This window comes from Streptomyces sp. MP131-18, assembly GCF_001984575.1.
Lineage (GTDB): Bacteria > Actinomycetota > Actinomycetes > Streptomycetales > Streptomycetaceae > Streptomyces > Streptomyces johnsoniae.
Window position 1 is genome coordinate 3081186 of the sequence record NZ_LZNS01000001.1, and the last position, 25477, is coordinate 3106662.

Consider the following 25477-nt stretch of genomic DNA (forward strand, 5'->3'; position numbering starts at 1 on the left):
CCGTTCAGTCGGGCACCTGCGTGAACCGCCAGCGGTGCACCGGCCGGTGCAGCAGCTCCCGCGGCGGCTCGGACAACGGGTCCCCCTCGGCTCCGGCGGGCCACCAGGTGATGACCAGCACCCGGTCCCCGGGCGCGGTGAACGTCTCCCGGCGCAGCGGGGCGCGCGCCGGCCGCTGGGCGCGCACCCAGGCCAGCAGCTCCGCGCCGCGCCCCTCGGCCGCCCGCGCCTCCCACATCAGCGCCACGGTCACGGACGGCCGCCCGGCACGTGGGGCTCCGTCACCGGCAGCGACGAGTCGGCGGGCAGGCCGAGCGCGGAGGGCTCCCGGCCGCGGGCGGCCATCTCGGCGCCCAGCGCGGCGACCATCGCGCCGTTGTCCGTGCACAGGCCGGGACGCGGCACCCGCAGCGTGATACCGGCCGCGGCGCACCGTTCCTCGGCCATGGCGCGCAGCCGCGAGTTCGCGGCGACGCCGCCGCCGATCATCAGGTGGTCCACGCCCTCCTCGCGGCAGGCCCGGACGGCCTTGCGCGTCAGCACGTCGGTGACGGCCTCCTGGAACGAGGCGGCCACGTCCGCCACCGGCACGTCCTCGCCCGCGTTCCGCCGCGCCTCGACCCAGCGGGCCACCGCCGTCTTCAGGCCGGAGAACGAGAAGTCGTAGGGCGCGTCCCGCGGCCCGGTCAGCCCGCGAGGGAAACGGACCGCGTCCCGGTCGCCCTCGCGCGCGAGCCGGTCGATGACCGGGCCGCCCGGGAAGCCGAGGCCGAGCACCCGGGCGATCTTGTCGAACGCCTCACCCGCCGCATCGTCGATCGTCGTGCCCAGCGGCCTGACATCCGCCGTGATGTCCGGGGCGAGCAGCAGCGAGGAGTGGCCGCCGGAAACCAGCAGCGCCATGGTCGGCTCGGGCAGCGGCCCGTGTTCGAGCTGGTCCACGCACACGTGCGAGGCCAGGTGGTTCACGCCGTACAGCGGCTTGCCCAGGGCGTAGGCGTACGCCTTGGCCGCCGAGACCCCGACCAGCAGTGCGCCCGCGAGTCCGGGCCCGGCGGTGACGGCGACGGCGTCGAGGTCGGACGCGGTGACGCCGGCCTCCTTCAGCGCCCGTTCGATCGTGGGAACCATCGCCTCCAGGTGCGCCCTGCTGGCGATCTCCGGAACGACGCCCCCGTAGCGGGCGTGGTCGTCCACGCTGGAGGCGACGGCGTCGGCGAGCAGCGTATGGCCACGGACGATGCCGACCCCCGTCTCGTCGCAGGACGTCTCGATGCCGAGCACGAGCGGTTCGTCAGCCATGCGTTCCCGCTTCCCCTTCCGTTGCTTCCTTCGCCAGGGCGCCGCCCGCGGGCAGTTCGCGCCGCATGACCAGGGCGTCGTGGTTCCCCGGCTGGTAGTAGCCGCGGCGGACGCCGACCCTGGTGAACCCGAACCGCTGGTACAGGCGCCTGGCGGGCCGGTTGTCGACGCGCACCTCCAGCAGCACCTCGCGGCAGGTGAACGGGCCGGCCGCCGCGCCGAGCAGCGCGCCCAGCAGCCGGGCGCCGAGCCCGGCGCCCTGCCGGCCCGCGGTGACCCCGATGGTCATGACCTCGCCGGTGTCCCCCGCGACGCCGAGGCCCGCATAGCCGACGAGCGTGCCGTCCGACTCCGCGACCAGGTAGAGGCGCCGCCGCCCGGGCCCGCGGGCCTGGGCCAGCTCGGCCCAGTAGGTGGCCTCCGACCAGGCGTCCTGGGGGAACAGCTCCTTCTCCAGCGCCAGCACGCCCGGAATGTCCCACCAGCGCATCTCGCGGAGCGCGGGCCCTTCCGCGTCCGTCATGCCCGCGTGACCGCCTTGTACCCGGCGGGCACCCGCGCGTCCGGGCGGCGCAGGTAGCGCGGGACCGGCTCCTGGAGCGGCTGCCCGGCGGCCATCAGCTCCGCCGCGAGCCCGGCGAGCGCCGCCGCCGAGGCGTGCCGCGGCAGGTCCTCCCGGGCGCCGGGGAACGCCTCCCGGTACAGCAGCGCGCCCGCCCCCACGGCCGGCAGCCCCGCCGCCCCGGCCGCGACGTCCGCGGGCCGGCCGACCGCGGGACCGGCCACGCGGGTGCGGGCGTCGGCGTACCGCGCCCAGTAGACCTCCTTGCGCCGCGCGTCGGTGGCCACCAGGAACGGCTCGGTCAGGCCCGTGGCCCAGGCGATGCCGTCCAGCGTGCACAGACCGTGCACGGGCAGGCCGCGCGCGGCCCCGAACGCCGCGGCGGTGGCCAGGCCGACGCGCAGCCCCGTGTACGGTCCCGGGCCGGTGCCGACGACGATGGCCGTCACCTCGCCGAGGCTCCGGCCGGCCGCGGCGAGCACCCGGTCCACGGCGGGGAGCAGCAGCTCCCCGTGCCTGCGGGCGTCGGTCTCCTCGGCGGCGGCGAGCACCCCGGTCCCGTCGTGGAGCGCAACGGTGACGGCGGGGGTGGCGGTGTCCAGGGCGAGCAGCAGCACGCAGCAAGCCTAAAGCTCCCCGGGAGGCGCCGGCGTCCCTGGTACCGTCGCCCTCTGGACTCTCGGGCGGGTTTCCGTGAAAGGCGGCGGCAGAACAGTGGCGCGGCATACCTCTGGCTCCCATTCCGGCGCCTTCGTCACCCTGCTGACGGCTGCCGCGATCGCCGTCGTCGCCTTCTTCGCCTACCAGGCATCCGCGGCGGACGACCGCCCGGGGAACGGCGGGGCGCCCTCCCAGTCGGCGTCCCCCTCGGGCGAAGGGGGCGGGGAGCAGGCGGACCCGTCAGAAGGCCCGCCGCCGGTGCCCGCCGAGTCCGGCACCGGCAAGCGCGTCGTCTACTCCGTGGAGCAGCGGCGGGTGTGGCTGGTCGACCTGAGCGAGGACGGAACGGGAGAGGTCGTCGCCGACACCTACGAGGTGTTCCCCAGCTCGGTGACCCCGCCGCCCGGCGAGTACGCCGTGGAGTGGCGGACCGCGCAGGGCAGCGGCTCCGACGGGGTCCCGACCGAGCACACCGTCGGCTTCCACCAGGACGCGGACGGTATCGCGTTCGGCTTCTCCGCCGCGCTGGACGGCTCGACACCCGACCCGGAGTCGAGCCAGCGCACGGGCGCCCTCCGGCAGACGCGGGAGGACGGGGACACGATGTGGCTGTTCGCCACCGCCGGCATCCCGGTGATCGTCGTCCCCTGAACGCGTCGACGACGGGCGTGGCTGCGGGCGTGGCTGCCGGCGGACCGGCGCCGCCGCGTCAGTCCAGCAGCCGCAGGCCGATGCCCTGCCACCGGGCGCCGACGCCGGTCAGCGTGACCTTCCGCTCCTCGTCACCGGCGTCCCCGGCGTCGGTGCCCTCCGCCCGCCGGATCACCACGTGCAGCCGGTCCTCCGACAGCTCCTCGACGCGGCCCTCGCCCCACTCCACGACCACCACGGACTCCGGCAGCGCCACGTCGAGGTCCAGGTCCTCCATCTCGTCGAGGCCGCCCGCCAGCCGGTAGGCGTCCACGTGCACGAGGGGCGGGCCGCCGCCGAGGGGCGGGTGCACCCGCGCGATCACGAACGTCGGCGACGTCACCGCGCCGCGCACGCCGAGCCCCTCGCCGATGCCGCGGGTCAGCGTCGTCTTGCCCGCGCCGAGCGGCCCGGTGAGCAGTACCAGGTCCCCCGGCCGCAGCAGCGCCGCCAGGCGCCGCCCGGCCTCCCGCATCCGCTCCGCCCCGCCGACGGTGAACGACGCCGTGGACACCGGCGCCTCAGACAGCTGGCTCATGGAACGGGATGCTACGCGCAAGCAGCCGCGTCAGCTGCTCGTTGACCTGCCGCGGACGTTCGAGCAGGAGCAGATGCCCGGCGCCCGGCAGCACCGCGCGCTCCGCGCCGGGCAGCGCGGCGGCGATGCGTTCGCTGTGCGAGGCGGGCGTCACCTCGTCCCGCTCGGCGGCGAGCACGAGCACCGGCAGGTCGTCGGCCAGCCCGTTGAGCACGGCGAGCGCCCGCTGCTTGTCGTGCTCGGCGAACGCCGGGTAGAACGCGGCGACCACCTCCACCGGCACCGAGTCGATCAGCCGCTCCGCGAACCGCGCCACCCCGGCGTCGACCTCGTCCGGCGTGCCGAACGCGTACCGGCGCACGAGCCCGGCGTACAGGTCGCCCGCGAGGCGCCGGGCGCGGTCCACCAGCTCCTGCTGCGAGCCGAGCGCCCGCAGCACGCCGGGCACCACCCGGCGCACCGCGCGCACCGCCGAGGCCGGGAAGCCGTACGTCACCTCCGCCAGGTCCCCCGCCGAGGTCGCCAGCAGCGCGATGCCCGCGACCCGGCGCGCCACGTAGTCCGGGTACTGCTCGGCCAGCGCCATGATCGTCATACCGCCCATCGAGTGCCCCACCAGCACCACCGGGCCCTCCGGCGCCACCGCGTCGAGCACCGCCTTCAGATCGCGGCCGAGCAGGTCGATGCTGACCGGGTCGCCGCCCTCCCGCAGCGCCCGGCCGCGCCCCGAACGGCCGTGCCCGCGCTGGTCCCAGTACACCGCCCGCACCGAGCCGCGCAGCGCGGCCCGCTGGAAGTGCCACACGTCCTGGTGCAGGCAGTACCCGTGGCTGAACACCACGGTGGGCGGCGGCTGCCGCCGCCGCGCCCGCCGCCGCGCCCGGCCGGCCGGGGCCGCAGGGCCGGGGCCGGGGGCCGGGCCGCCCGGCCGGTCGTCCGCCGGGCGCACGTACTCCCCGACGTCCTCCACCTCGAAGTACAGCTCGGTCCCGTCCTCGGCGACCGCCGCGCCAGGGGTGCCGCGCAGCGTCCCGTACGGGCCTGCCGCGTCCAGCGCCAGCTGCGCCTCGCGCCGCACCGAACGCCCCACCGATATCCGTTCCACGGCGACCGTCGTGGCCACCGCCCCGAGTGCGAGGCCCGCTATCCCCGCCCGCCGCGCCCAGCTCACGACGCCCGCTCCCCCCGGTACACGCGCGGCACGCGGTGCCCCACCCGGGTCACGATCTCGTACCCGATGGTGCCCGCGGCCCGCGCCCAGTCCTCCGCCGTCGGCTCCCCCGCGTCGCCGGGGCCGAACAGCACCGCCTCGTCCCCCGCGGCCGCCACGTCACCGCCCAGGTCCACCACGAACTGGTCCATCGCCACCCGGCCCGCGACCGTCCGCCACTTCCCCGCGACCAGCACCGGGCCGGTGTTCGAGGCGTGCCGCGGAACACCGTCCGCGTAACCCGCGGGCACCAGCGCCAGCGTCGTCGCGCCCGATGTCGTGTAGCTGTGCCCGTAGCCGACTCCGTGCCCGCCCGGCACCTGCTTCACCGAGGCGAGCCGCGCCCGCAGCGTCATCACCGGCCGCAGCCCGAAGTCCTGCGGCGTGCCGACCTCCGCGGACGGTGAGAGCCCGTACACGGCGACGCCCGGCCGGATCAGGTCGTAGTGCGCGTCGGGCAGCGTCAGCGTGGCCGGTGAGTTGGCCAGGTGCCGCACCTCGGGGTCGAGGCCGGCCCGCGCCGCCGCGCCGAGGGCGTCGGCGAACGCGGCCTGCTGGAGCCCGATCGAGGGGTGCCCCGGCTCGTCGGCGCACGCGAAGTGCGACCACACGCCGGTCACCCGCACGGTGCCCGCCACTTCGGCGGCCCGCGCCGCGGCCACCAGGTCGGGCCAGTCCGCGGGCTGGCACCCGTTCCTCCCGAGGCCCGTGTCCGCCTTCAGCTGCACCCGCGCGACGCGCCCCGCGGCCCGCGCCGCGTCCGCCGCCTCCGTCAGCGCCCACCGGCCGCTGACCGAGACGTCGATGCCCGCCTCGACGGCCTGCCGCCACGGGTCGCCCGGCGTCCACAGCCAGCACAGCAGCGGCCCCGTATCGCCCGCCGCGCGCAGCGCAAGCGCCTCCTGCGGGGTGGCGGTGCCCAGCCACGCCGCCCCGGCCTCCCGCGCCGCGGCGGCGCTCGGCAGCAGCCCGTGCCCATATCCGTCGGCCTTCACCACGGCCATCAACTGGGCGCCATCGACGGCACGTTCGCGCAGCGTGCGCACATTGGCGCGCAACGCGTCGAGATCGATGTCGGCCCACAGCCGCCGGCTGCCGGCCGGTGAGTGATCGTTCATCACCCTCCAGTGTCGCAGGAATCGCGCGGGCGTACGGGTCAGACTGGGACCATGAGGACCGCATACCGAGTGGAGACCGTACGCGCCGCGGAACGGGCCCTGATGGCGCGGCTGCCCGCGGGCACGCTGATGGCCAGGGCCGCCGCGGGGCTCGCCGCCGCCTGCGCGGAGCTGCTGAAGCCGCGCCTGTACGGCGCCCGGGTCGTGCTGCTCGTCGGCAGCGGCGACAACGGCGGCGACGCCCTGTACGCCGGGGCGCGGCTCGCCCGGCGCGGCGCCGCGGTGACGGCCGTGCTGCTGAACGAGGAGCGCGCCCACCCCGGCGGCCTCGCGGCGCTGCGCGCGGCCGGCGGCCGGGCCGCGGGCGCGGCGGGCGCGGAGCGGCTGATCGCCCGCGCCCGGCTCGTCGTCGACGGCATCACCGGCATCGGCGGGCGCGGCGGCCTGCGCCAGGACGCCGCCGGGCCGGCCGCCGCCGCGGCGGAGCACGGCGTTCCCGTGGTCGCCGTGGACCTGCCGAGCGGCGTCGACGCGGACACCGGCGAGGTGCACGGCGCGGCCGTGCGGGCGGAGCTGACCGTCACGTTCGGCGCGTGGAAGCCGGGCCTGCTCGTGGACCCGGCGCGCGCCCTCGCGGGCGAGGTGCGGCTGGTCGACATCGGCCTCGGGCCCGAACTGCCGCCGGAGCCCGACCTCGTGGCACTCGACGACGCCGACGCCGCCGCGCTCCTGCCACGTCCCGAGGCCGAGTCCGACAAGTACCGGCGCGGCGTGATCGGCATCGCGGCCGGCTCGGCCCGCTACCCGGGCGCCGCCGTGCTCACCGTCGGCGGCGCGCTGCACGGCGGCGCGGGCGCCGTGCGGTACGCGGGCCCGGCCGGCGGCGGCGTCATCGGCCGCTATCCCGAGACGCTGGTGTCCGAGGGGCGGCCGAGCGAGGCCGGGCGGGTGCAGGCGTGGGTGGTCGGCCCGGGGCTCGGCGGCGGCCCGGAGGCCGGGACGACCGTCGCCGACGTGCTGGCCGCCGACGTGCCGGTCCTGGTGGACGCGGACGGCCTGCACAGCATCGATCCGGAACGGCTGCGCGCCCGTTCCGCGCCCACGGTGCTCACCCCGCACGCCGGGGAGGCCGCGGCGCTGCTCGGCACGTCCCGCGACCGCGTGGAGTCCGCGCGGCTCGCGTCCGTGTCCGAACTCGCCGCCCGCTACGGCGCGGTGGCGCTGCTGAAGGGGTCCACGACGCTGATCGCCGAGCCGGGCCCCGAGGGGCGCGGGCGCGGGCGCGGGCGCGTGCTGGCCAACACCACCGGCACCCCGTGGCTCGCGACCGCGGGCAGTGGCGACGTGCTCTCCGGCCTGATCGGCGCGCTTCTCGCGGCCGGCCTTGCCCCGCTGGACGCCGCCGCGCTCGGCGCGCACCTGCACGGCCTGGCGGGGCAGGCCGCACCCGTGCCGCCGATGGCCTCCACGGTCACCGAGGCGCTGCCCGGGGTGTGGGCCGCGCTCAGCCCTCGGCGATGACCACCGCGGAGGCGACACCCGCGTCGTGGCTCAGCGAGACGTGCCAGGCACGCACGCCCAGCTCCGCCGCCCGCGCGGCCACCGAGCCGCGCACGGCGAGCCGCGGGCGCCCGTCGGCGTCCGTGATGACCTCGGCGTCCGTCCAGCTCAGCCCGGCCGGCGCGCCCAGCGCCTTGGCCAGCGCCTCCTTCGCCGCGAACCTGGCCGCGAGGGAGGCCACGCCGCGCCGCTCCCCGCCGGGCAGCAGCAGCTCCCGCGTGACGAACAGCCGCCGGGCCAGCTGCGGCGTGCGCTCCAGTGCCTCGGCGAACCGGTCGATCCCCGCCACGTCGATGCCCACACCGACGATCACGCCTGCACCACGCTCCCGTGCGCGTCGGTGACTTCGCACCGCACCTCGTCGAACTCCCGCCGCAGCAGCACCACATGATCCTCCGGCAGGCCGCGCACCTCGTGCGCGTGCCCGCCGAAGGCCACCGCGTCCGAGGCCAGGAACGATTCGCCGTCCCCGACCCCCGCCACCAGCGGCAGCCCGCGCCGCACGCCCGCCACGGTGTCCGGCTCGTCGGCGTGCACGGCGATCAGCGCGAACGAGCCGCGCAGCGAACGGCACACCTGCCGCAGCGCCTCGCCGAGGTCGACGCACGACGAGAACTGCTCGGCCAGCAGGTGCGCCGCCACCTCGCCCTCGGTGCCGGACGGCAGCAGATGGCCGCGCCCGGTCAGCGCGTCGCGCAGCTCGGCCCGGTTGCCGAAGAACCCGTCGTGCACCACCGCGACCCGCCCCGCGGCGTCGAGACACGGCTGCGCGCAGGTCGTCGCCCCGTTCCCCGTCCCGGCTTTCCCGCGCAGCTGCCCGACGCCGGTGCCGCCCGTGGGCAGCGGACGGCGCGCCAGCACGCCGCGCAGCTGCGCCAGCGGCCCCGCGGCGCCCGCCGCCGCGAGGCCGCCGTCGGACAGCACCGCCACCCCCGACGCGTCGTGCTCCGCCCGCTCCAGCCGTCCCAGGCCAGCGAGTACGGCCTCCAGGGCCGACTGCGCCTGTGCTCCCGCGTACCCGACCATCCCGCACATGCGGGCAGACTAACGGGGCCGACACAATGTGCGCGTGGCAACCTCGCTCCAGCACCCGACGCCGTACGTGGATCTCAGCCGCACGGAGTGGAGCGCGCTCCGCGCGCGCACGCCGCTGCCCCTCACGGCGGAGGAGGTGGAAGAGCTGCGCGGCCTCGGCGACGTGATCGACCTGACCGAGGTCGCGGAGGTCTACCTGCCGCTGTCCCGCCTGCTCAACCTGTACGTCGGCGCCACCGGCCGGCTGCGCGGTGCGGTCAGCACGTTCCTCGGCGGCCCGCAGCCCGCGACCCCGTTCGTCATCGCGGTGGCGGGCAGCGTCGCGGTCGGCAAGTCGACCGTCTCGCGCCTGCTGCGCGTGCTCCTCGCCCGCTGGCCCGAGCACCCGCGGGTCGAACTCGTCACCACCGACGGCTTCCTGCTGCCCAACGCCGAGCTGCACCGCCGCGGGCTGATGGCGCGGAAAGGTTTCCCCGAGTCGTACGACAGGCGGGCGCTGGCCCGGTTCGTGGCCCGGGTCAAATCGGGCAGTGACGAGGTCGGGGCGCCGGTCTACTCCCACCTCACGTACGACATCATGCCGGGCGAGCGCCAGGTGGTCCGCCGCCCCGACATCCTGATCCTGGAGGGCCTGAACGTCCTCCAGCCCGCCCAGCACGGCCAGGTCGGCCTGGCCGACTACTTCGACTTCTCCGTCTACGTCGACGCACGCCCGGCGGATATCCGCCGCTGGTACCTCGACCGCTTCAGAAAACTCCGCGCGACGGCATTCCAGAACCCGGACTCCTACTTCAGGAAATACGCCTCGGTTCCGGAAGCCGCCGCCATGGAATACGCCGAACGGAATTGGCGGACCATCAACGAGCCCAACCTGCTGACCAACATCGCCCCCACCCGGGCCAGGGCGACCCTGATCCTCCAGAAGGACGCCGGCCACGCCGTCCGCCGCCTGCGCCTGCGCAAGCTGTGACGCCCGCGGGGCCTGGGCTGACCCCGCCGCCCCGCCAGGTCAGCCGGGTCAGCCGGGTCAGCCCAGGGCCGACTTCACGACGTCCGCGAGCCCCGACGCCACCGCGCGGGCCTGCGCGGCGTCGGCCGCCTCGACCATCACCCGCACCAGCGGCTCGGTGCCCGAGGGCCGCAGCAGCACGCGCCCGGTGTCGCCGAGCTGCCGTTCGGCCTCGGTCACCGCCTCGGCCAGCTCGCGGCTGTCCGCCACGCGCGCCCGGTCGACGTCCGGCACGTTGATCAGCACCTGCGGGAGCCGTTCCATCACCCGGGCCAGCTCCGCCAGCGGGCGGCGCGTCGCCGCGACCCGCGCCGCCAGCATCAGCCCGGTCAGCGTGCCGTCGCCGGTCGTCGCGTGGTCCAGCACGATGACGTGCCCGGACTGCTCACCGCCCAGCGAGTAGCCACCGCGCTTCATCTCCTCCAGCACGTAGCGGTCGCCCACCGCCGTCTGCCGCAGGCGCAGCCCCTCGCGCTGCATGGCCAGGGTGAAGCCGAGGTTCGACATGACGGTCGCCACCACCGTGCCGTGCCGCAGCGTGCCCGCGTCCCGCATCGCCACGCCCAGCACGGCGAGGATCTGGTCACCGTCGATGTCGGCGCCCGTGCCGTCCGCCGCCAGGCAGCGGTCCGCGTCGCCGTCCACGGCGATGCCCAGGTCCGCGCCGTGGGCGGGCACGGCGGCGCGCAGCGCGCCGAGGTGCGTCGAGCCGTAGCCGTCGTTGATGTTGAGGCCGTCGGGCTCCGCGCCGATCGTGACGACGTCCGCGCCCGCCCGCGCGAACGCCTCGGGCGCCACCCGGGAGGCCGCGCCGTGCGCCGCGTCGATGACGACCTTCAGTCCGTCGAGGCGGTGCGGCAGCACGCCGACCAGATGGGACACGTAACGGTCGAAGCCCTCGCCGAAGTCCGTGACGCGGCCGACGCCCGCGCCGACCGGGCGGTCCCACGGCAGGCCCGCCGCATGGTCCCAGTAGGCCGCTTCGATGCGGTCCTCCAGCTCGTCGGCGAGCTTGTGGCCGCCCCTGGCGAAAAACTTGACGCCGTTGTCCGGCATCGGATTGTGGCTGGCGGACAGCATCACGCCGAAGTCCGCGCCGAGCGAGCCCGTCAGGTAGGCGACGGCCGGGGTCGGCAGCACACCCACCCGCAGGACGTCGACGCCCGCGCTGGCGAGGCCCGCGACGACGGCCGCCTCAAGGAACTCGCCGGACGCCCGCGGGTCGCGCCCCACGACGGCCAGCGGCCGGCGCCCCGGCTCACCGCCCGCACCGGCGAGCACGCCCGCCGCCGCAACAGAAAGGCCGAGGGCCATCTCTGCCGTGAGATCCGCGTTGGCGACACCGCGCACGCCGTCCGTGCCGAAGAGTCGTCCCACAGTAATTCCTCCGAGTTCACCAGAGCGGCCCGACGCGTTAACCCTATAAAAGGAGCGCCCCGACAGCACGGAGGTGCTGTCGGGGCGTCAGCAGGAATGATCCAGCCGAGGGTCAGCGCTTGCTGTACTGCGTCCCCTTACGGGCCTTCTTCAGACCCGCCTTCTTCCGCTCGACCGCACGGGCGTCACGGGTGAGGAAGCCGGCCTTCTTCAGGGGGCCGCGGTTGTTGTCGATGTCCGCCTCGTTCAGCGCGCGGGCCACGCCGAGGCGCAGCGCACCGGCCTGACCCGAGATGCCGCCGCCGGAGATACGGGCGACGACGTCGTAGCGCTCGTCGAGCTCGAGCACCTTGAAGGGCTCGTTCACGGACTGCTGGTGCACCTTGTTGGGGAAGTAGCCCTCCAGGGTGCGGCCATTGATCTTCCACTTGCCGTTGCCCGGGACGATCCGGACGCGGGCAATGGCGTTCTTGCGCCGCCCGGTGCCGGCGCCCGGCTGCGGGTCGCCGAACTGCGCCGCCGCGGGCTCGCCGTCGACGGCGAACTCCTCGGGCGTGCTCTCGGTCGTGTACTCCTCGACCTCGGGGACCTCGGCGTCAAGCGTTTCAGGGGTGGTCTCGGCCACGATTCTCCTCAGATTCTCTTCCGTGTCGGGGGTGGCCGGGACTACTGCGCGACCTGGATGATCTCGAACGGCACGGGCCGCTGGGCGGCGTGCGGGTGCTCGGGGCCCGCGTACACCTTCAGCTTGGAGAACATCTGGCGGCCCAGCGTGTTCTTCGGGAGCATGCCCTTGACCGCCTTCTCCACCGCCTTCTCCGGGTTGTTCTTCAGCAGGTCCTCGTAACGGACCGACCGCAGACCGCCCGGGTAGCCCGAGTGACGGTAGGCAAGCTTCTGCGTGGCCTTGTTGCCGGAGAGGTGCACCTTGTCGGCGTTGATGATGACGACGAAGTCACCGGTGTCGACGTGCGGCGCGTAGATCGGCTTGTGCTTGCCCCGCAGAAGGGTGGCGGCCTGGGAGGCCAGGCGGCCCAGTACGACATCGGCGGCGTCGATGACGTGCCACTGACGCTGGATGTCGGCGGGCTTGGGGCTGTACGTACGCACGGGTCGTAGCCTTCGCTTCTTCAGTGTTGGGTTCCTGACAAGGCCACCCGGGGGAGAAACCGGCGCTGGCCGCACTCCGGTGACGCAAACCGGGTGCCGACCGCCGGCAGCCATCCTGGTGGACCGGCGCAGGCCCCTCACGTGAGATCGAGCAAGCCATACGCATTATTTTTCTTTGTTCGACGTTGCAGCGTACTGCCCGCGCCCACGCGCGGTCAAAACGGCCCGGGCCGCTACCGGTCCGCCCTTTCCTCGTCCCACACCGGCTCCGGCGCCTGGCGCACCCGGCCGTCCGCACCGAAGACCAGAAACCGGTCGAAGGACCGCGCGAACCAGCGGTCGTGGGTCACCGCGAGCACCGTGCCGGCGAAGCTCGCGAGCCCCTCCTGCAACGCCTCCGCACTCTCCAGGTCCAAGTTGTCCGTCGGCTCGTCGAGCAGCAGCGCGGTCGTCCCGGCCAGCTCCAGCAGCAGGATCTGGAAGCGGGCCTGCTGACCGCCGGAGAGCCGGTCGAACGGCTGGAGCGCCTGCCGGTCCATCTCGTACCTGCGCAGCGCCGACGTCGCCGCGCCCCGGTCGAGCGCGTACTCGGTCCACAGGATGTCGAGGAGCGTCCTGCCGAACAGCTCGGGGTGCGCGTGCGTCTGCGCGAAATGTCCCGGAACGACACGCGCGCCGGCACGCCAGGTGCCGGTGTGCGCCACGTCCTCACCGGCCAGCAGCCGCAGGAAGTGCGACTTGCCCGAGCCGTTCGCCCCCAGCACCGCGACCCGCTCCCCGTAGAAGACCTCCAGGTCGAACGGCTTCATCAGGCCGGTCAGCTCCAGGCGCTCGCAGGTGAACGCCCGCACCCCCGTCCGGCCGCCGCCAAGACGCATCCGGATGTTCTGCCGGCGCGGCGGCTCCTGCGGCGGGCCCGCCTCCTCGAACTTCCGCAGCCTTGTCACCGCCGCCCGGTACCGCGAGGCCATCTCGTCGCTGCGCGCCGCGTACTGCCGCAGCTCCACGACCAGCCGCTTCAGCTGCGCGCGCCGCTCGTCCCAGCGCCGCTTCAGCTCCTCGAAGCGCTCGAAGCGCTGCTGCCGCGCCTCGTGGTACGTCGCGAAGCCGCCGCCGTGCGTCCACACGTCGGAGCCCGCGGGGCCCGGCTCCACGCTGATGATCTTGCGCGCGGCGCGCGCCAGCAGCTCCCGGTCGTGGGAGACGAACAGCACCGTCTTGCGCGTCTGGCGCAGCCGCTCCTCCAGCCACCGCTTGCCCGGCACATCCAGGTAGTTGTCCGGCTCGTCCAGCAGCAGCACCCCGTCGGGGCCGCGCAGCAGCGCTTCGAGCACCAGCCGCTTCTGCTCGCCGCCGGACAGCGTGCGCACCTCGCGCCACCTCGCCCGTTCGTACGGGGTCTTCAGCGCGGCCATGGTGCACATGTCCCACATTGTCTCGGCCTCGTAGCCGCCCGCCTCGCCCCAGTCGGCCAGCGCCTGCGCGTACGCCATCTGCGCGGCCTGGTCGTCGTCCGTCATCACGGCCAGCTCGGCCGTCTCCACGGCCCGCGCGGCCTCCCTGAGCCGCGGAGCGGCGACCGAGACCAGCAGGTCGTGCACCGTCCGGTCGTCGCGCACGCTCCCCACGAACTGCGGCATCACGCCGAGCCCGCCGCTGACCGTGACCGTCCCTGCGCGCGGCTTCAGCTCCCCCGTCACGAGCCGGAGCAGCGTCGTCTTGCCCGCACCGTTCGCCCCGACCAGCGCCGCCGCGTCGCCGTCGCCGACGCGGAACGACACGTCGTCGAGCAGGACCCGCCCGTCGGGCAGGTCATATTCCAGATGCGCGGCCTCCACATGTCCCACCCGCGCATTGTGCCGTCATTGCAGCGTCTCGTCCCAGCCGTTTTTGCGGCGTCGCCGGGCGGATAAGCTTCGGCCATGAGTTACGGGCAGGGGGGCTCCAACTGGGTCCCCGGGGGATCGAACACACCGGACTGGGACGCGCTCGCCGCCGACGCCGACCGGCGCAGGCGCCGCAAGCGCACCACCACGATCATCGCCTCCGCCGCCGCGGCGGCCGTGATCGGCACCGTGGTGGCGTTCGCCGTGGTGAGCCAGAGCGACGACGGCGGCAGTGCGTCCGACGAGGCGTCCGCCACGCTGCCCGAGCCCACCGACGTGCCGTCGGGCAGCGCCGGGTCCGAGCCCTCGTGGGACGAGGTGTCGCTGCCGCCGCTGCCGCAGCCGCGCGAGTTCATATCGGACGCCGAGAAGGACACCGCGCCCTTCGACGTCGAGGGCTTCTGGGCCGGCGACACCATGGAGATCGACGGCAGGAGCTACACCAAGGCCGCGACCGGCTCCGCGGCGGACTGCACGGAGGCCGCGAGCGCCGAGCTGGGCACGATCCTCACCGACCACGGCTGCACGGCACTGCTGCGCGCCACCTACACCGGCGGCGGCGTCGCGGTGACGGTGGGCGTCGCCCAGTTCGGCAGCGAGGCGGACGCCCAGGCCGCCCGCCAGGCGCAGGAAGGGGCCGACGGCGCCAGCCTCCAGGCCCTCACCGGCGACGGGGCCCCCGAGTTCTGCCAGCAGGGCGGCTGCCGCACCACCGCCAACCAGGTCGGCCGCTACGCCTACTACACCATCGCGGGCAACAGCGACGGCTCCCCCGACAGCGGCGACGGCACCCCGGCCCAGCAGGGCGCCCGCGACGGGAACGACCACGCGTTCAACCGCATCATCCAGCGCGGCGAGGCCCAGGCATCGGCCTCCGCGAGCGCCCTCGTCGAGGAGCGGCAGGGCGGCGGCTGAGGCTCAGCCCTCCGCGCCCTCCGCACCGGCGAGCGTCCGGCGGCGGCGGGCCTGCGCGTTGCGCGCCGCCAGCTCGCCGTCCGGCGGGTACGCCACCTCCTCCAGCGTGAGGCCGTGCGGGCGCACCACGTGCACCGCCGAGTCCCGCACCCGGGCCGCGAGCACCCGCGCGGGCCAGTCCGGCGGCCGGTGCCCGTCGCCGACGAACAGCAGCGCGCCCACCAGCGCACGCACCATGTTGTGGCAGAACGCGTCGGCCCGCACCGTGCCCTCCACGACGCCGTCCGCGCGCCGCTCCCAGCGCAGGTCCCCCAGCGCGCGGATGGTCGTCGCGCCCTCGCGCCTGCGGCAGAACGCGGCGAAGTCGTGCTCGCCCAGCAGCAGCCGGGACGCCTCGTTCATCGCGGCCACGTCCAGCGGCCAGTTGTGCCACAGCACGTGGCCCCGCAGCAGCGGGTCGACGCCGCCCGGATGGTCGGCGACGCGGTAGGCGTAGCGCCGCCACACCGCGGAGAACCGCGCGTTGAAGTACGGCGGCGCCGGCTCGGCCCGCCACACCCGCACATCGTGCGGCAGCCGCCCCGCGAGCCTGCGCAGCAGGCGCCCCTTCCCCTGCCCGGCCCAGACCTCGTCCGGCAGGTCCACGTGCGCGACCTGCCCGCGCGCGTGCACCCCCGCATCCGTCCGCCCCGCCACGGTCAGCTCGTAACGCCCCGGCGAACGCGTCACCACCCGCAGCGCCTCCTCGATCTCCTCCTGAACGGTGCGCCGCCCCGCCTGCCGAGCCCACCCGGAGAACCCGGCCCCGTCATAGGCCAGATCCAGGCGCACCCGCGTGAACCCGGTCGGTGCTTCATCAGTCACACGACCGATCCTTTCAGACGACCGCGGCCGGCCCGGGGCACACCGTGCCCCAGAGGGAAGCCGCGTGCACCGTCCTCGATTTCGCCTCGGCCCGCCTTCGCACCCTGTACACGGACAACCACCCAACCGATGCATCGACGCTTAAACTGTGGCGGGCACGGAGGCAACGAGCGCTGGGGGCGGACATGGACGAGACAGAACGCAGGGCTGCGACAGCTCCCATCCGCATCCACCAGATCCGCACCGCGCTTCTGCAGCAGTACCAGGGACTCATCTACGACGAAGACCTCAAGGGCTACGACCAGAGGGGCTACGAGCAGCGTTTCCTCTCCCGCGCACTGACGGCTGCGGCCGTACGCGAAGTGACGGGCTGCGACCACAAGGCCGCCGGCGCCTCCGTTATCGACGGGGAGGACGACCAAGGCATCGACGGCGTGGCCGTCACCGAGGGCACACAGGAAGTCTGGCTCGTTCAGGCCAAGTGGAGTGACGAAGGAAAGGGCAAGCTCGACACCAACGCGGCGCACAAGCTCATCGCCGGCCTCCGCCTCATCGAGCAGCGCAGTTTCGACCGCTTCAACGACCGGCTCGAGCCGATCGCCGCTCGTGTCAATGCCGCGATGCATGACGCCAGACTCAAGGTGACCCTGGTCATTGCCGTGATGGGCACGGGAACACTCAGCAGGGAAACCCTGACCGTTCTCGACGACGCCCGGAACGAGTTCAACGGACTCGGCCCGGTCCTCGAGTACCGGGTGGTCCACGCCGCGGACATCCTGCGGCAGATCCGGGATGACCTCGCTCCCGCACCGGTACAGGTGACGGTGCGCATGACGAGCTGGCTCCGACGTAACACACCGCTCGCCGCTTTTCAAGGCCCGGTCCCGGCGAGCAATCTCGCCGAGTGGTACCAAACCCATGGGGACCGCTTGTATGAGCAGAACCTGCGCCAGTCCCTTGGCACGACCCGGGTCAATTCCGGCATGCTCGGGACCCTGGTGGACGAGCCGGAGAACTTCTGGCTTTTCAACAATGGGGTGACGGTGCTGTGTGACCAGCTAAAAGAAGAATGGCCGGGGCGCCGTCGTCCGGACGAGCCGGTGCATCTGCACATCTCGGGGGTCAGCGTCGTGAACGGCGCGCAAACCGTCGCGGCGGCGCACCGCGCCGCGCAGACGTCCCCCGACACGGTCGAGGACGCCGAGGTCACGGTCAAGGTGATCGTCGTCGACAAGAAGGCACCCGATCTTGCGCAGCGCATCACCGAAACGACCAACACACAGAACCATGTGGAGCAGCGCGACTTCATCGCCCTGGACGAAGTACAGGCGATGATTCGCGAGGACTTCATGCTGTCCCTGCAAAAGACCTACGTGTTCAAGCGAGGCGAGCCCGATCCCGCGCCGGACGAGGGTTGCTCCGTGGTGCACGCGGCCATCGCGCTGGCGTGCGCGCATCGCAACACCGAGCTTGCGGTACGAGCGAAGCGGGACACCGATCTTCTCTGGGAACGCGGCAGCGGAGGCGCCTACCCTCGCCTCTTCGGGGAGCGGCCGGGAGCCTTCCAGATCTGGCGCTCGGTACTGGTTCACCGCACCGTGGGCGCCGCCCTCAACGAGGAGCGCAAGCGTTTCCAGAAGCGCGCCGCCGATGTGAGCCAGCGCGGCGATCTTCTCGTCACTCACCTTGTCTTTCAGCTTCTCGACCAGGACCGCATCGACGATCCGGAAGACGACTGGGAGGCCGTTCTGCGTGAGGTGCCCGCTCTCACCCACCGAGTCCTGTCGTGGCTGATCCACCACATCGATACGGAGTACGGGCCCACATCATTCCTCAGCGGCACACTCACCGACACCGGACGCTGCAAACGGCTCGCGGAGCTGGTACTGCGGGACGCCCAACGTGCGGGAGTGATCCCCGATCTGCCGGCCGCCTACAGAACGGGTAAAGGAAGCAAGCGCAAGCCGCGCCGCCCCAATGCGGTCCCCACCCTGGTGGACCACGCGAAGATCGCGAACGGAACGCCGGTGCGCCTCAGGCTTCTGAACAAGCCCGAGATCGACGCGCTCACCCCGTGGCTCGCCGCGGACCCCAGGCGGGGCGAGGCGACCTGGGTAAACGAACGGACCCGTTGCCTCGTATGGGCGGTCGACGGGCGTGCTTACTCACCGACACGCCTGATTCTCAACTTCTACGAACTCGCGGGCTGGGAGGAAGCCCCGGTAGCCGTCCAGGGCCCGGCGCGTTGGGCGCTGGACGACGGCACAACGCTCTCGGAACTGGCACAGACGCTGATCGACGAGCAGGCCGAACGGGAATAGACGGACGTCGGCGGCCGAGACGCCGGCTCACCACCCGCACCGCAGGGGGGAGTCGGCAGCCGCCCGCTGACTTTGCGTAAGCTGAATTCCCGCAGGCGACGAGGCGATCCGGGGGTGGGACCGTGGACGAGCGGCTTGAGGACTTCGCGAGGCAGTCACCGAACTTCGGCATGCTCCATAGACATCAGCCCCTGTTGTCCCTCTACGGCTCCCTGGCCGAGACGACGGTTTTCACCAATCCCAATTCCTCGCTCGTACAGGCGGGACAGTTCGGTGAGGTCCTGGCCCAGGAACTCGTCACCCGCATCGGTGTGCGTGTGACGGGCGACCGCCAGGTCGACCGTCTCGACGCCCTCGTGCGCGAGGGCGTTCTGGTGCGGGAGATCCGCGACGACTTCGACCGGCTGCGCAGGGATCGCAACCGGGCCGCACACCGTCACCTTTTCGACACGGCACTGGCTCTCGAAGCCGTACGCACCTGCTACAAGCTCGGCCTGTGGTTCCACAACGCCATCGAGGACCGCCGCACCGTCGCCGAGTTCGTTCCGCCCACCGGCCCCGACGACGCGGCACGGATCACCGACCCCACCGAGCTGGCAGAGCTCAGGGAAGCGCTCGACGGCCACCGCAAGGCACTCACCCAGGCCCGTGTCAGGCTCACCGAGTCAGCAGATGCCCTGGAAGCCGAACGCAGGGCACGGGCCGAGGCCGAGCATCTGATCGCCAGCGCCGAGGCCCACAAGACGGCGCTGCTCGCCGAGCTCCAGCAGCTCACCGAGGAGACCACGCTCCTGCGGAACGCGCAGGACGCCGAGTACGCAACGGCTGGCAGACAGCCGCGGCAGGTGGACCCCGTCCGCCGGGACGCCATCATCCACCGCGCGCAGCGTCCGGCCCCGCTCAACGAGGTGCAGGCCAGAGACGCCATCGATGCGATGCTGCGCGCCGCCGGCTGGGAGGTGCAGGAGCGCGACCGGATGGAGGTCGACGGCCGGACGGGCGTGGCCGTCAGGGAGTTCACCCTGGCCACCGGCCGTGCGGACTACGTGCTGTACGTGAACGGCCGGCTGGTCGGCGTGGTGGAGGCCAAGCGGGAGGGAGACCACCTTTCCAGCGCGGTCGAGCAGAACGACCGGTACGCGGCCGGCGTGCTCGACGAGCACCGCCTGGCCGTCTGGCGCGAGGAAGAGCCGTTTGCCTTCCGCTACGCGACGACCGGCTCCGAGACCTCGTTCATCAACCGCCTGGACCCGGACGCCCGTTCCCGGGAGGTGTTTTCCTTCCACCGCCCGGAGACGGTCGCGGCCTGGATGCGGCGCGCCGAGGAAACGCCCGACGCACCCACCTTCCGCGCGGGCCTGCGGCGACTGCCGCCCCTGGAGCCGAACGGGCTGCGTCTGGCGCAGATCGACGCGATCACCGGTCTTGAGGACTCACTGGCTCGCGACTTGGCACGGGCTTTGATCCAGATGGCGACCGGCGCGGGCAAGACCTTCCTGGCCGTGGCCCAGACGTACCGCCTGCTCAAGTACGCGGGCGCCCGGCGTGTCCTCTTCCTCGTCGACCGCAACAACCTCGGCAAGCAGGCGCACGACGAATTCCGGATGTTCATGACGCCGGACGACGGCCGAAAGCTGGCCGATGTCTACAACGTGGACCGGCTCGGCCCGGCCGGGCTCCAGGACACCTCCTCGGTCGTCATGTGCACGATTCAGCGCATGTACGACGCGCTGCGCGGCAAGTCCTTGTCCGACGGAGACGCCGCCGAGGAGGCGGAGGACGCCCTCGCCTATGAGGCCGCCTACGAGTCCGACCGGCCCATCGAGGTGTCCTACAACCCGGACATTCCGATCGAAAGCTTCGACCTGATCATCGTGGACGAGTGCCACCGTTCCATCTACGGCCAGTGGCGGGGCGTACTGGAGTACTTCGATGCCCACCTCGTGGGTCTGACGGCGACTCCCACGAACCAGACACTGGGATTCTTCGGGCACAACCTGGTGTCGGAGTACACCTACCCACAGGCCGTCGCGGACGGTGTCAACGTCGACTTCGATGTCGTACGGATGCGGACCGACTTGCGGGAGAAGGGCGCCGCCACCATCGAGTCGGGCACGACCGTGCGGGTCAAAGACCGGGCAACGCGACGACAGCGGTACCAGAAGCTCGATAAGGACTTCACCTACTCAATACGGCAGATCGGCCGGTCCGTGGTGACCGTCGACGAGATCCGGGCCGTGCTCGTCGCGTACCGGGACAACTGGCAACGCTGGTTCCCCGGACGCAAGGAGCTGCCCAAAACGTTGATCTTCGCCGTCGGTGAGGACCACGCCGAGGACGTTCTCGCACAGGTCAAGGAGGTCTTCGCACGTGGCGACGACTTCGCGAAGAAGATCACCTACAAGAGCCGGCAGGCGGGCGAGGACCCGGACCAGCTCATTCGCGACCTGAGGACTTCGCCCCGCCTGCGGGTCGCCGTCACCGTCGACATGATCGCCACCGGGACGGACGTCAAGGCACTGGAGTGTGTGCTCTTCCTGCGTGACGTGCGCAGCGCCGTGCTGTTCGAGCAGATGAAGGGCCGCGGCGCGCGCACCATCGACCCGACCGAGTTGCAGGAGGTCACACCGGAGGCGGACGCGTCCGTGCGCAAGGAGCGGTTCCTGCTCATCGACGCCGTGGGTGTCACCGAATCCGACCTGGTGGACGCCAAGCCGCTGGTGCCTGCGGGCGAGCGTCAGGTCTCGCTGTCGAAGCTGCTGGACAAGGCAGGCACGAAGTCGATCAGCGCGAGCGAAGCCGAGATCCTGGCCGGCCGCCTCGCACGCCTGAACCAGCAGCTCACGGACGGGGAACGCGAGCGGCTGACGCGGGCGGCCGACGGCACGCTCCTGTCCACCATCACGCGGGCCATCATCGACGCGGTGGACCCCGACCGCCAGGAACGCGCGCGCGACGAAGGCGGCCCGGCGGCGGCCAGGAAGCTGATCGAGGACGCCATCGCACCGCTGAGCGGCAACGCGGAGCTGCGGCGGCAGATCATCGAGATCCGCCGGGACAAGGACTACCTGATCGACGAGTTCACGGCCGTGCGGATGGAGCGGGTCGAGGAAGTGCCCCGCGAGAAGCGGGCGCGAGCGGAGATCGACCGCTGGCACCAGCTCCTGACCGAGCAACGCGACCGCTTCGCCGCCGTCAACATCGCTATCACCAGCCCACGCCCGACACCGCCCGGCGAGGCGTACAACGCCCTGAAGGACCTGGAACGAGAAATCCGCCGCCCCCAGTACGCCTGGAGCCCGCAGGTCCTGTGGACCTACTATGCGGACCTGGGCGTCACCACCCACCGCGAAAACGGCGAGGTGGACGTGCCGGACCTGATCCCACTCATCCGGTACGAGCTCAAGGCGGACGAGGACCTGCGACCGTACCGAGAGCGGGTCGAGGAACGCTTCGAGCAGTGGCTCCAGCGGCAGCACCAGTCGGGCATCGAGTACACCGAAGAGCAGATGTGGTGGCTGCGGGCGATCAGGGACGTGATAGTGAGCGACATCGGCATCAGCCCAACCGAATTCAACGCCGAACCCTTCACAGCCCGAGGCGGCGGCCGAGGCTTCGCCCACGCCTTCCCTGGACGCGATGTGCGGGCATTGTTGAACGAGCTGAATCGAGAACTGGCTTGAGTAGTACGGAACTTCCGCCGGGTTGGGCTTGGGCGACCCTGGGCGACCTGGGCAAATGGTACGGCGGCGGCACGCCGTCCAAAAGTCGGCCCGACTTTTGGACCGACGGCACTATCCCGTGGCTTTCACCGAAAGACATGGGCCCGGAGTCCATTACGGCAACACAAGACCACATCACGGACGCTGCTGTCAGAGAATCTGCAACTCGTCTCGTCCCTCCCGGCTCCGTAACCATTGTCACCCGGTCAGGAATCCTCGAACGATTCATCCCAGTCGCCTATGTCTCCTTTGCGACGACTCTCAACCAGGACATGAAGGCTCTGCACCCCCACGAGGGCGTAACACCACACTGGATCGCCTGGTGCCTACGCGCATTCGAGTCAGATATTCTGAGGAACTGTCGCAAGGCAGGGACCACGGTCGCTTCCTTGTCAACCAAAGCGCTGATGAATTGCGAGGTACCAATCGCTCCACCTGCGGAGCAGCGTCGCATTATCGAAGCCCTGGAAGGCCACCTTTCCCGACTCGACGCCAGCGACAGTCTGCTTCATTCATGCAACGCGCGCACGAACAGCCTGGTGACAGGCACTATGGCTGCGTCACTTCGTCAGGCGCATGCGCAAGCAGTGCGCCTCGACGAGGTCGCGGAGGTAAGGCTGGGGCGACAGCGTTCACCCAAAAACCATTCAGGAGACCAAATGCGCTCCTATCTCCGGGCAGCGAATGTAGGCTGGGACGGACTACGGCTCGGCGACGTAAAGAAAATGAACTTCTCCGACACAGAAGCCGAGATTTACCGCCTACACCCGGGCGATATTCTCCTAACCGAGGCGTCCGGCAGCGCGGGAGAAGTCGGAAAGGCCGCGATCTGGAACGGCGAGATCAACGACTGTTCCTTTCAGAACACCTTGCTGCGCGTCAGGGCATCTGAGGCCGTCAGCCCCGCCTATCTGCACCACTTCTTGCGTCATGAGGCACTGCGAGGAGCTTTCCGCGCGAGCACCCGAGGAGTCGGAATTCACCACCTAGGGGCTGCCAAACTCGCCGCATGGCCCGTACCTCTACCCCCTCCTGGGGAACAAAGTCGCATCGTTCGAACTATTGAGGAGACGAGTTTCTGCGTCGAGAAGCTACGCAATACGCTGCAAGGCGCGTCTGATCGATCCCGGTCTCTACGCAAGGCACTTCTCGACCGTGCCTTCAGCGGCCGGCTCGTCCCCCAGGACCCCGACGACGAGCCCGCGTCCGTGCTGCTCGACCGCATCCGCGCCGAGCGCGAAGCTGAAGGGCCCAAACGCCGACGGACGCCCCGGCCCCGCAAGGCCGCGACTCCGCCGCCCCCGCCCCCCGCATCCTCAACGCCCCTCCCCGCGCAAGCCGTTCAGCAGGAGTTCGAGCTGTGACCCCCGCAAGTCCCGCACAAGCAACCGCCCAGGTCAACTCGCTGGTCGCCAAGCTATGGAACTACTGCAACGTGCTGCGCGACAACGGCCTGTCCACCATCGAGTACGTCGAGCAGCTTTCGTACCTGCTCTTCCTCAAGATGGCCGACGAGCGCGCGAGTGATAACCCGTTCAACGAGGCTGAAGCCCAGCCCGTCGTACCGGCAGGGCACGACTGGCAGTCTCTCGTCTCCAAAAAGGGGCTCGCGCTAGAGGCTCACTACCGGGACATCCTGACGACCCTGGCGCAAAGTCCGGGCACCACCCTCGGCACCATCTTCGCCAAGGCGCAGAACCGCATCACCGAGCCCGCCCTTCTGGAAAAGCTCGTCGTCGACCTCATCGGCAAGGAGGACTGGACGATCCAGGGCGCCGACCTCAAGGGCGACGCCTACGAGGGCCTGCTTGCCAAGGGCGCGGAGGACACCAAGACCGGGTCCGGGCAGTACTTCACGCCCCGCCCCCTCATCGACGCCATGGTCGACGTGATGCAGCCGCAGCCGGACGACACGATCACCGATCCGGCCTGCGGTACCGGTGGCTTCCTCATCGCCGCCCACAGCTACATCCGCGAGCACCACATGCGGCGGCTCACACGCGAGCAACGTCTCGGCCTCAGCTCGGGTCGGATCTGGGGCAATGAACTGGTCACCGGCACCGCGCGCCTCGCTGCTATGAACATGCTGCTGCACGGCATCGGGGACGCCGAGGGCGAATCTCTCATCTCCGAGGGCGACGCCCTGGCCGCCAAGCCCAAGCGGCACGCCTCCCTCGTCCTGGCCAACCCACCGTTCGGCAAGAAGTCGGCCATCACCGTCATCGGAACGGAAGGCAAAGCCGAGAGGGAGGAAGTCTCCTATGAACGCGACGATTTCCGCGCCACCACCACCAACAAGCAGCTCAACTTCCTCCAGCACATCATGTCGCTGCTGGACATGAACGGCCGCGCCGCCGTCGTTCTCCCCGACAACGTCCTGTTCGAGGGCGGTGCGGGCGAGAAGATCCGCCGCCGCCTCCTCGACGAGTTCGACCTGCACACCATCCTGCGGCTGCCCACCGGCATCTTCTACGCCGGCGGCGTCAAGGCGAACGTGCTGTTCTTCGAAAAGAGGCCGCCCCGCGCCGGCGGCGCGCCGAACACCACAAAGCTCTGGGTCTACGATTTCCGGACCGGTAAGCACTTCACCCTCAAGCAGCGACCGCTCCGCCGCGCCGATCTGGACGAGTTCGTCGACGCCTACCTTCCGGACGGACCGCGTTCGGAGCGCACGGAGACCGAGCGGTTCAAGTGCTTCAGCTACGACGACCTGATCGCACGCGACAAGGTCAACCTCGACATCACATGGATGAAGGACCCCGCCCTCGACGATGCCGACAGCCTGTTGCCGCCCGAGGTGATCGCCCAGGAGATCGTCGAGGACCTTCAGGCCGCCCTGAGTGAGTTCGCCGCCCTCGCCGAAGCCCTCGGCGGTGAGGTGAAGGCAGACGCCGAAACCGTTGTGACCGAGACAGGCCCGACTGACTGACGAGGAGCACATGCCCGTTCCGCCTCCGCAGACCCGCGAGTTTCAGGCGTTCAGCCGGAACATCGAGTACGCCCGGCAGATGGTCACTGCTGGGCATCACTTGGCGCCGTTCCAGTCACCGGTCATCGACATCGGCGACTTTTACCGTGCCGCGTGGGTGCAGGCCGTCAGCGCCATCGACCATTGGTTCCACGAGGAGTTGTACCGGCGGGTCGCGGAGATCGCGGCCCAGGACAGCCCCGATATGCCGCACCAATTGACCAGATTTGAGTTGCCCCTTGCGAAGGTCGAAGAGGTCCGGCGGGGCACCACGACGCTGGCCGAAGCCGTCTCGGAGCACGTCAGGACCAAGTGGGGCAATGCCTCGCTCCAGAACCCGCGCAAGATCAGCGAAGCCCTGAAGCTGGTCACGGAAGATGACGTCTGGGGCAAGGCCGCCGCCGAGATCAACACCTGGAGCCACAACCGGACGGCGTTCACCGGGCAGAAGCTCAAGCAGCGGTACGTCGAGATCACCGAGCGCCGCAACAAGATCGCGCACGACGCCGACCTGCTGGACGGCGACCTCAAGCGCCGACGCCCCATCACCGAGGCCGAGGTGACGGACGCGATCAACTGGATCGAACGCATCGCACTCGCCATCGCCACGGCCCTGGGCTAACGCCGGTC

At 71.7% G+C, this 25477-nt stretch carries 23 protein-coding genes; 9 read left to right on the top strand and 14 right to left on the bottom strand.

Annotation, left to right across the window (positions count from 1 at the left end; all coding sequences use genetic code 11):
- Nucleotides 1-4 precede the first annotated feature (4 nt).
- Genes STBA_RS13615 through tsaB form a run of 4 tightly spaced genes read right to left on the bottom strand, consistent with a single transcriptional unit; the run spans nt 5 to nt 2481 of the window.
- Nucleotides 5-253, bottom strand: coding sequence for a hypothetical protein (locus STBA_RS13615; protein ID WP_077059504.1), 249 nt, complete (start codon nt 251-253; stop codon nt 5-7).
- Nucleotides 250-1302: a tRNA (adenosine(37)-N6)-threonylcarbamoyltransferase complex transferase subunit TsaD gene (gene tsaD / locus STBA_RS13620; RefSeq protein WP_077059505.1), complete on the bottom strand. Its 1053-nt coding sequence runs from the start codon at nt 1300-1302 to the stop codon at nt 250-252. The genes STBA_RS13615 and tsaD overlap by 4 nt, the downstream gene beginning before the upstream one ends.
- On the bottom strand, nt 1295-1825 hold the full coding sequence (rimI, locus tag STBA_RS13625) for a ribosomal protein S18-alanine N-acetyltransferase (RefSeq protein ID WP_077059506.1): 531 nt from the start codon (nt 1823-1825) through the stop codon (nt 1295-1297). The genes tsaD and rimI overlap by 8 nt, the downstream gene beginning before the upstream one ends.
- Nucleotides 1822-2481 carry a tRNA (adenosine(37)-N6)-threonylcarbamoyltransferase complex dimerization subunit type 1 TsaB gene (gene tsaB, locus STBA_RS13630; RefSeq protein WP_077059507.1) on the bottom strand — a complete coding sequence of 220 codons (660 nt, stop codon included), beginning with the start codon at nt 2479-2481 and terminating at the stop codon, nt 1822-1824. The genes rimI and tsaB overlap by 4 nt, the downstream gene beginning before the upstream one ends.
- Before the next feature lie 97 nt (nt 2482-2578).
- Here tsaB and STBA_RS13635 point away from each other — a divergent pair, with 97 nt between their 5' ends.
- Nucleotides 2579-3175: a hypothetical protein gene (locus STBA_RS13635; RefSeq protein WP_077059508.1), complete on the top strand. Its 597-nt coding sequence runs from the start codon at nt 2579-2581 to the stop codon at nt 3173-3175.
- 58 nt (nt 3176-3233) lie between these two features.
- Here STBA_RS13635 and tsaE read toward each other — a convergent pair whose 3' ends face one another.
- From tsaE to alr, 3 genes are read right to left on the bottom strand one after another with little or no spacing between them, the layout of a single operon-like run.
- Nucleotides 3234-3752, bottom strand: coding sequence for a tRNA (adenosine(37)-N6)-threonylcarbamoyltransferase complex ATPase subunit type 1 TsaE (tsaE, locus tag STBA_RS13640; protein WP_077059509.1), 519 nt, complete (start codon nt 3750-3752; stop codon nt 3234-3236).
- The gene (locus STBA_RS13645; protein WP_253194714.1) at nt 3736-4923 is read right to left on the bottom strand and encodes an alpha/beta hydrolase; all 1188 of its coding nucleotides are present in this window, start codon (nt 4921-4923) and stop codon (nt 3736-3738) included. The genes tsaE and STBA_RS13645 overlap by 17 nt, the downstream gene beginning before the upstream one ends.
- A complete protein-coding gene (alr, locus tag STBA_RS13650; RefSeq protein ID WP_077059511.1) occupies nt 4920-6080 on the bottom strand; it encodes an alanine racemase in 1161 nt (386 codons plus the stop codon). Before alr ends, STBA_RS13645 begins: the two co-directional genes overlap by 4 nt.
- A gap of 51 nt (nt 6081-6131) precedes the next feature.
- Here alr and STBA_RS13655 point away from each other — a divergent pair, with 51 nt between their 5' ends.
- Nucleotides 6132-7601, top strand: coding sequence for a bifunctional ADP-dependent NAD(P)H-hydrate dehydratase/NAD(P)H-hydrate epimerase (locus STBA_RS13655; RefSeq protein ID WP_077059512.1), 1470 nt, complete (start codon nt 6132-6134; stop codon nt 7599-7601).
- Here the strand turns inward: STBA_RS13655 and STBA_RS13660 are convergent.
- Both STBA_RS13660 and STBA_RS13665 read right to left on the bottom strand, forming a co-directional pair.
- The gene (locus tag STBA_RS13660; protein ID WP_077059513.1) at nt 7585-7953 is read right to left on the bottom strand and encodes a holo-ACP synthase; all 369 of its coding nucleotides are present in this window, start codon (nt 7951-7953) and stop codon (nt 7585-7587) included. The genes STBA_RS13655 and STBA_RS13660 overlap by 17 nt on opposite strands.
- On the bottom strand, nt 7950-8675 hold the full coding sequence (locus tag STBA_RS13665) for a hypothetical protein (protein ID WP_077059514.1): 726 nt from the start codon (nt 8673-8675) through the stop codon (nt 7950-7952). Before STBA_RS13665 ends, STBA_RS13660 begins: the two co-directional genes overlap by 4 nt.
- A gap of 34 nt (nt 8676-8709) precedes the next feature.
- Between STBA_RS13665 and coaA the strand changes: the two genes are divergently transcribed.
- Entirely contained in the window at nt 8710-9645 is a 936-nt protein-coding gene (coaA, locus tag STBA_RS13670; RefSeq protein WP_253194716.1) for a type I pantothenate kinase, read from the top strand.
- Nucleotides 9646-9702: 57 nt separating this feature from the next.
- Here coaA and glmM read toward each other — a convergent pair whose 3' ends face one another.
- The 4 genes from glmM to STBA_RS13690 all read right to left on the bottom strand — a co-directional run bounded on the left by glmM (nt 9703) and on the right by STBA_RS13690 (nt 14018).
- Nucleotides 9703-11061, bottom strand: coding sequence for a phosphoglucosamine mutase (glmM, locus tag STBA_RS13675; protein ID WP_077059516.1), 1359 nt, complete (start codon nt 11059-11061; stop codon nt 9703-9705).
- Nucleotides 11062-11173: 112 nt separating this feature from the next.
- Nucleotides 11174-11686, bottom strand: a complete 513-nt coding sequence (gene rpsI, locus STBA_RS13680) for a 30S ribosomal protein S9 (protein ID WP_077059517.1) — start codon at nt 11684-11686, stop codon at nt 11174-11176.
- A 41-nt stretch (nt 11687-11727) separates the two neighbouring features.
- On the bottom strand, nt 11728-12171 hold the full coding sequence (rplM, locus tag STBA_RS13685; protein WP_077059518.1) for a 50S ribosomal protein L13: 444 nt from the start codon (nt 12169-12171) through the stop codon (nt 11728-11730).
- Between the two features lie 233 nt (nt 12172-12404).
- Complete coding sequence (locus STBA_RS13690) at nt 12405-14018, bottom strand: ATP-binding cassette domain-containing protein (protein WP_077059519.1); 1614 nt, start codon at nt 14016-14018, stop codon at nt 12405-12407.
- A 75-nt stretch (nt 14019-14093) separates the two neighbouring features.
- Here STBA_RS13690 and STBA_RS13695 point away from each other — a divergent pair, with 75 nt between their 5' ends.
- Nucleotides 14094-14972, top strand: a complete 879-nt coding sequence (locus tag STBA_RS13695; RefSeq protein WP_077059520.1) for a hypothetical protein — start codon at nt 14094-14096, stop codon at nt 14970-14972.
- Nucleotides 14973-14975: 3 nt separating this feature from the next.
- Here the strand turns inward: STBA_RS13695 and truA are convergent, their stop codons facing one another.
- On the bottom strand, nt 14976-15836 hold the full coding sequence (gene truA / locus STBA_RS13700; protein WP_077059521.1) for a tRNA pseudouridine(38-40) synthase TruA: 861 nt from the start codon (nt 15834-15836) through the stop codon (nt 14976-14978).
- 185 nt (nt 15837-16021) lie between these two features.
- On the opposite strand from truA, the gene STBA_RS13705 reads away from it, so the two are divergent.
- The 5 genes from STBA_RS13705 (at nt 16022) to STBA_RS13725 (ending at nt 25469) form a co-directional block, all read left to right on the top strand.
- Nucleotides 16022-18157 carry an AIPR family protein gene (locus STBA_RS13705; protein ID WP_077059522.1) on the top strand — a complete coding sequence of 712 codons (2136 nt, stop codon included), beginning with the start codon at nt 16022-16024 and terminating at the stop codon, nt 18155-18157.
- 122 nt (nt 18158-18279) lie between these two features.
- Nucleotides 18280-21840 (top strand): DEAD/DEAH box helicase family protein, encoded by a 3561-nt coding sequence (locus STBA_RS13710; RefSeq protein WP_077059523.1) that lies wholly within the window; start codon nt 18280-18282, stop codon nt 21838-21840.
- On the top strand, nt 21837-23243 hold the full coding sequence (locus STBA_RS13715) for a restriction endonuclease subunit S (protein WP_077059524.1): 1407 nt from the start codon (nt 21837-21839) through the stop codon (nt 23241-23243). Before STBA_RS13710 ends, STBA_RS13715 begins: the two co-directional genes overlap by 4 nt.
- The gene (locus STBA_RS13720) at nt 23240-24808 is read left to right on the top strand and encodes a class I SAM-dependent DNA methyltransferase (RefSeq protein WP_077059525.1); all 1569 of its coding nucleotides are present in this window, start codon (nt 23240-23242) and stop codon (nt 24806-24808) included. Before STBA_RS13715 ends, STBA_RS13720 begins: the two co-directional genes overlap by 4 nt.
- Nucleotides 24809-24818: 10 nt before the next feature.
- Nucleotides 24819-25469 (top strand): hypothetical protein, encoded by a 651-nt coding sequence (locus STBA_RS13725; protein WP_077059526.1) that lies wholly within the window; start codon nt 24819-24821, stop codon nt 25467-25469.
- Nucleotides 25470-25477: the final 8 nt, after the last annotated feature.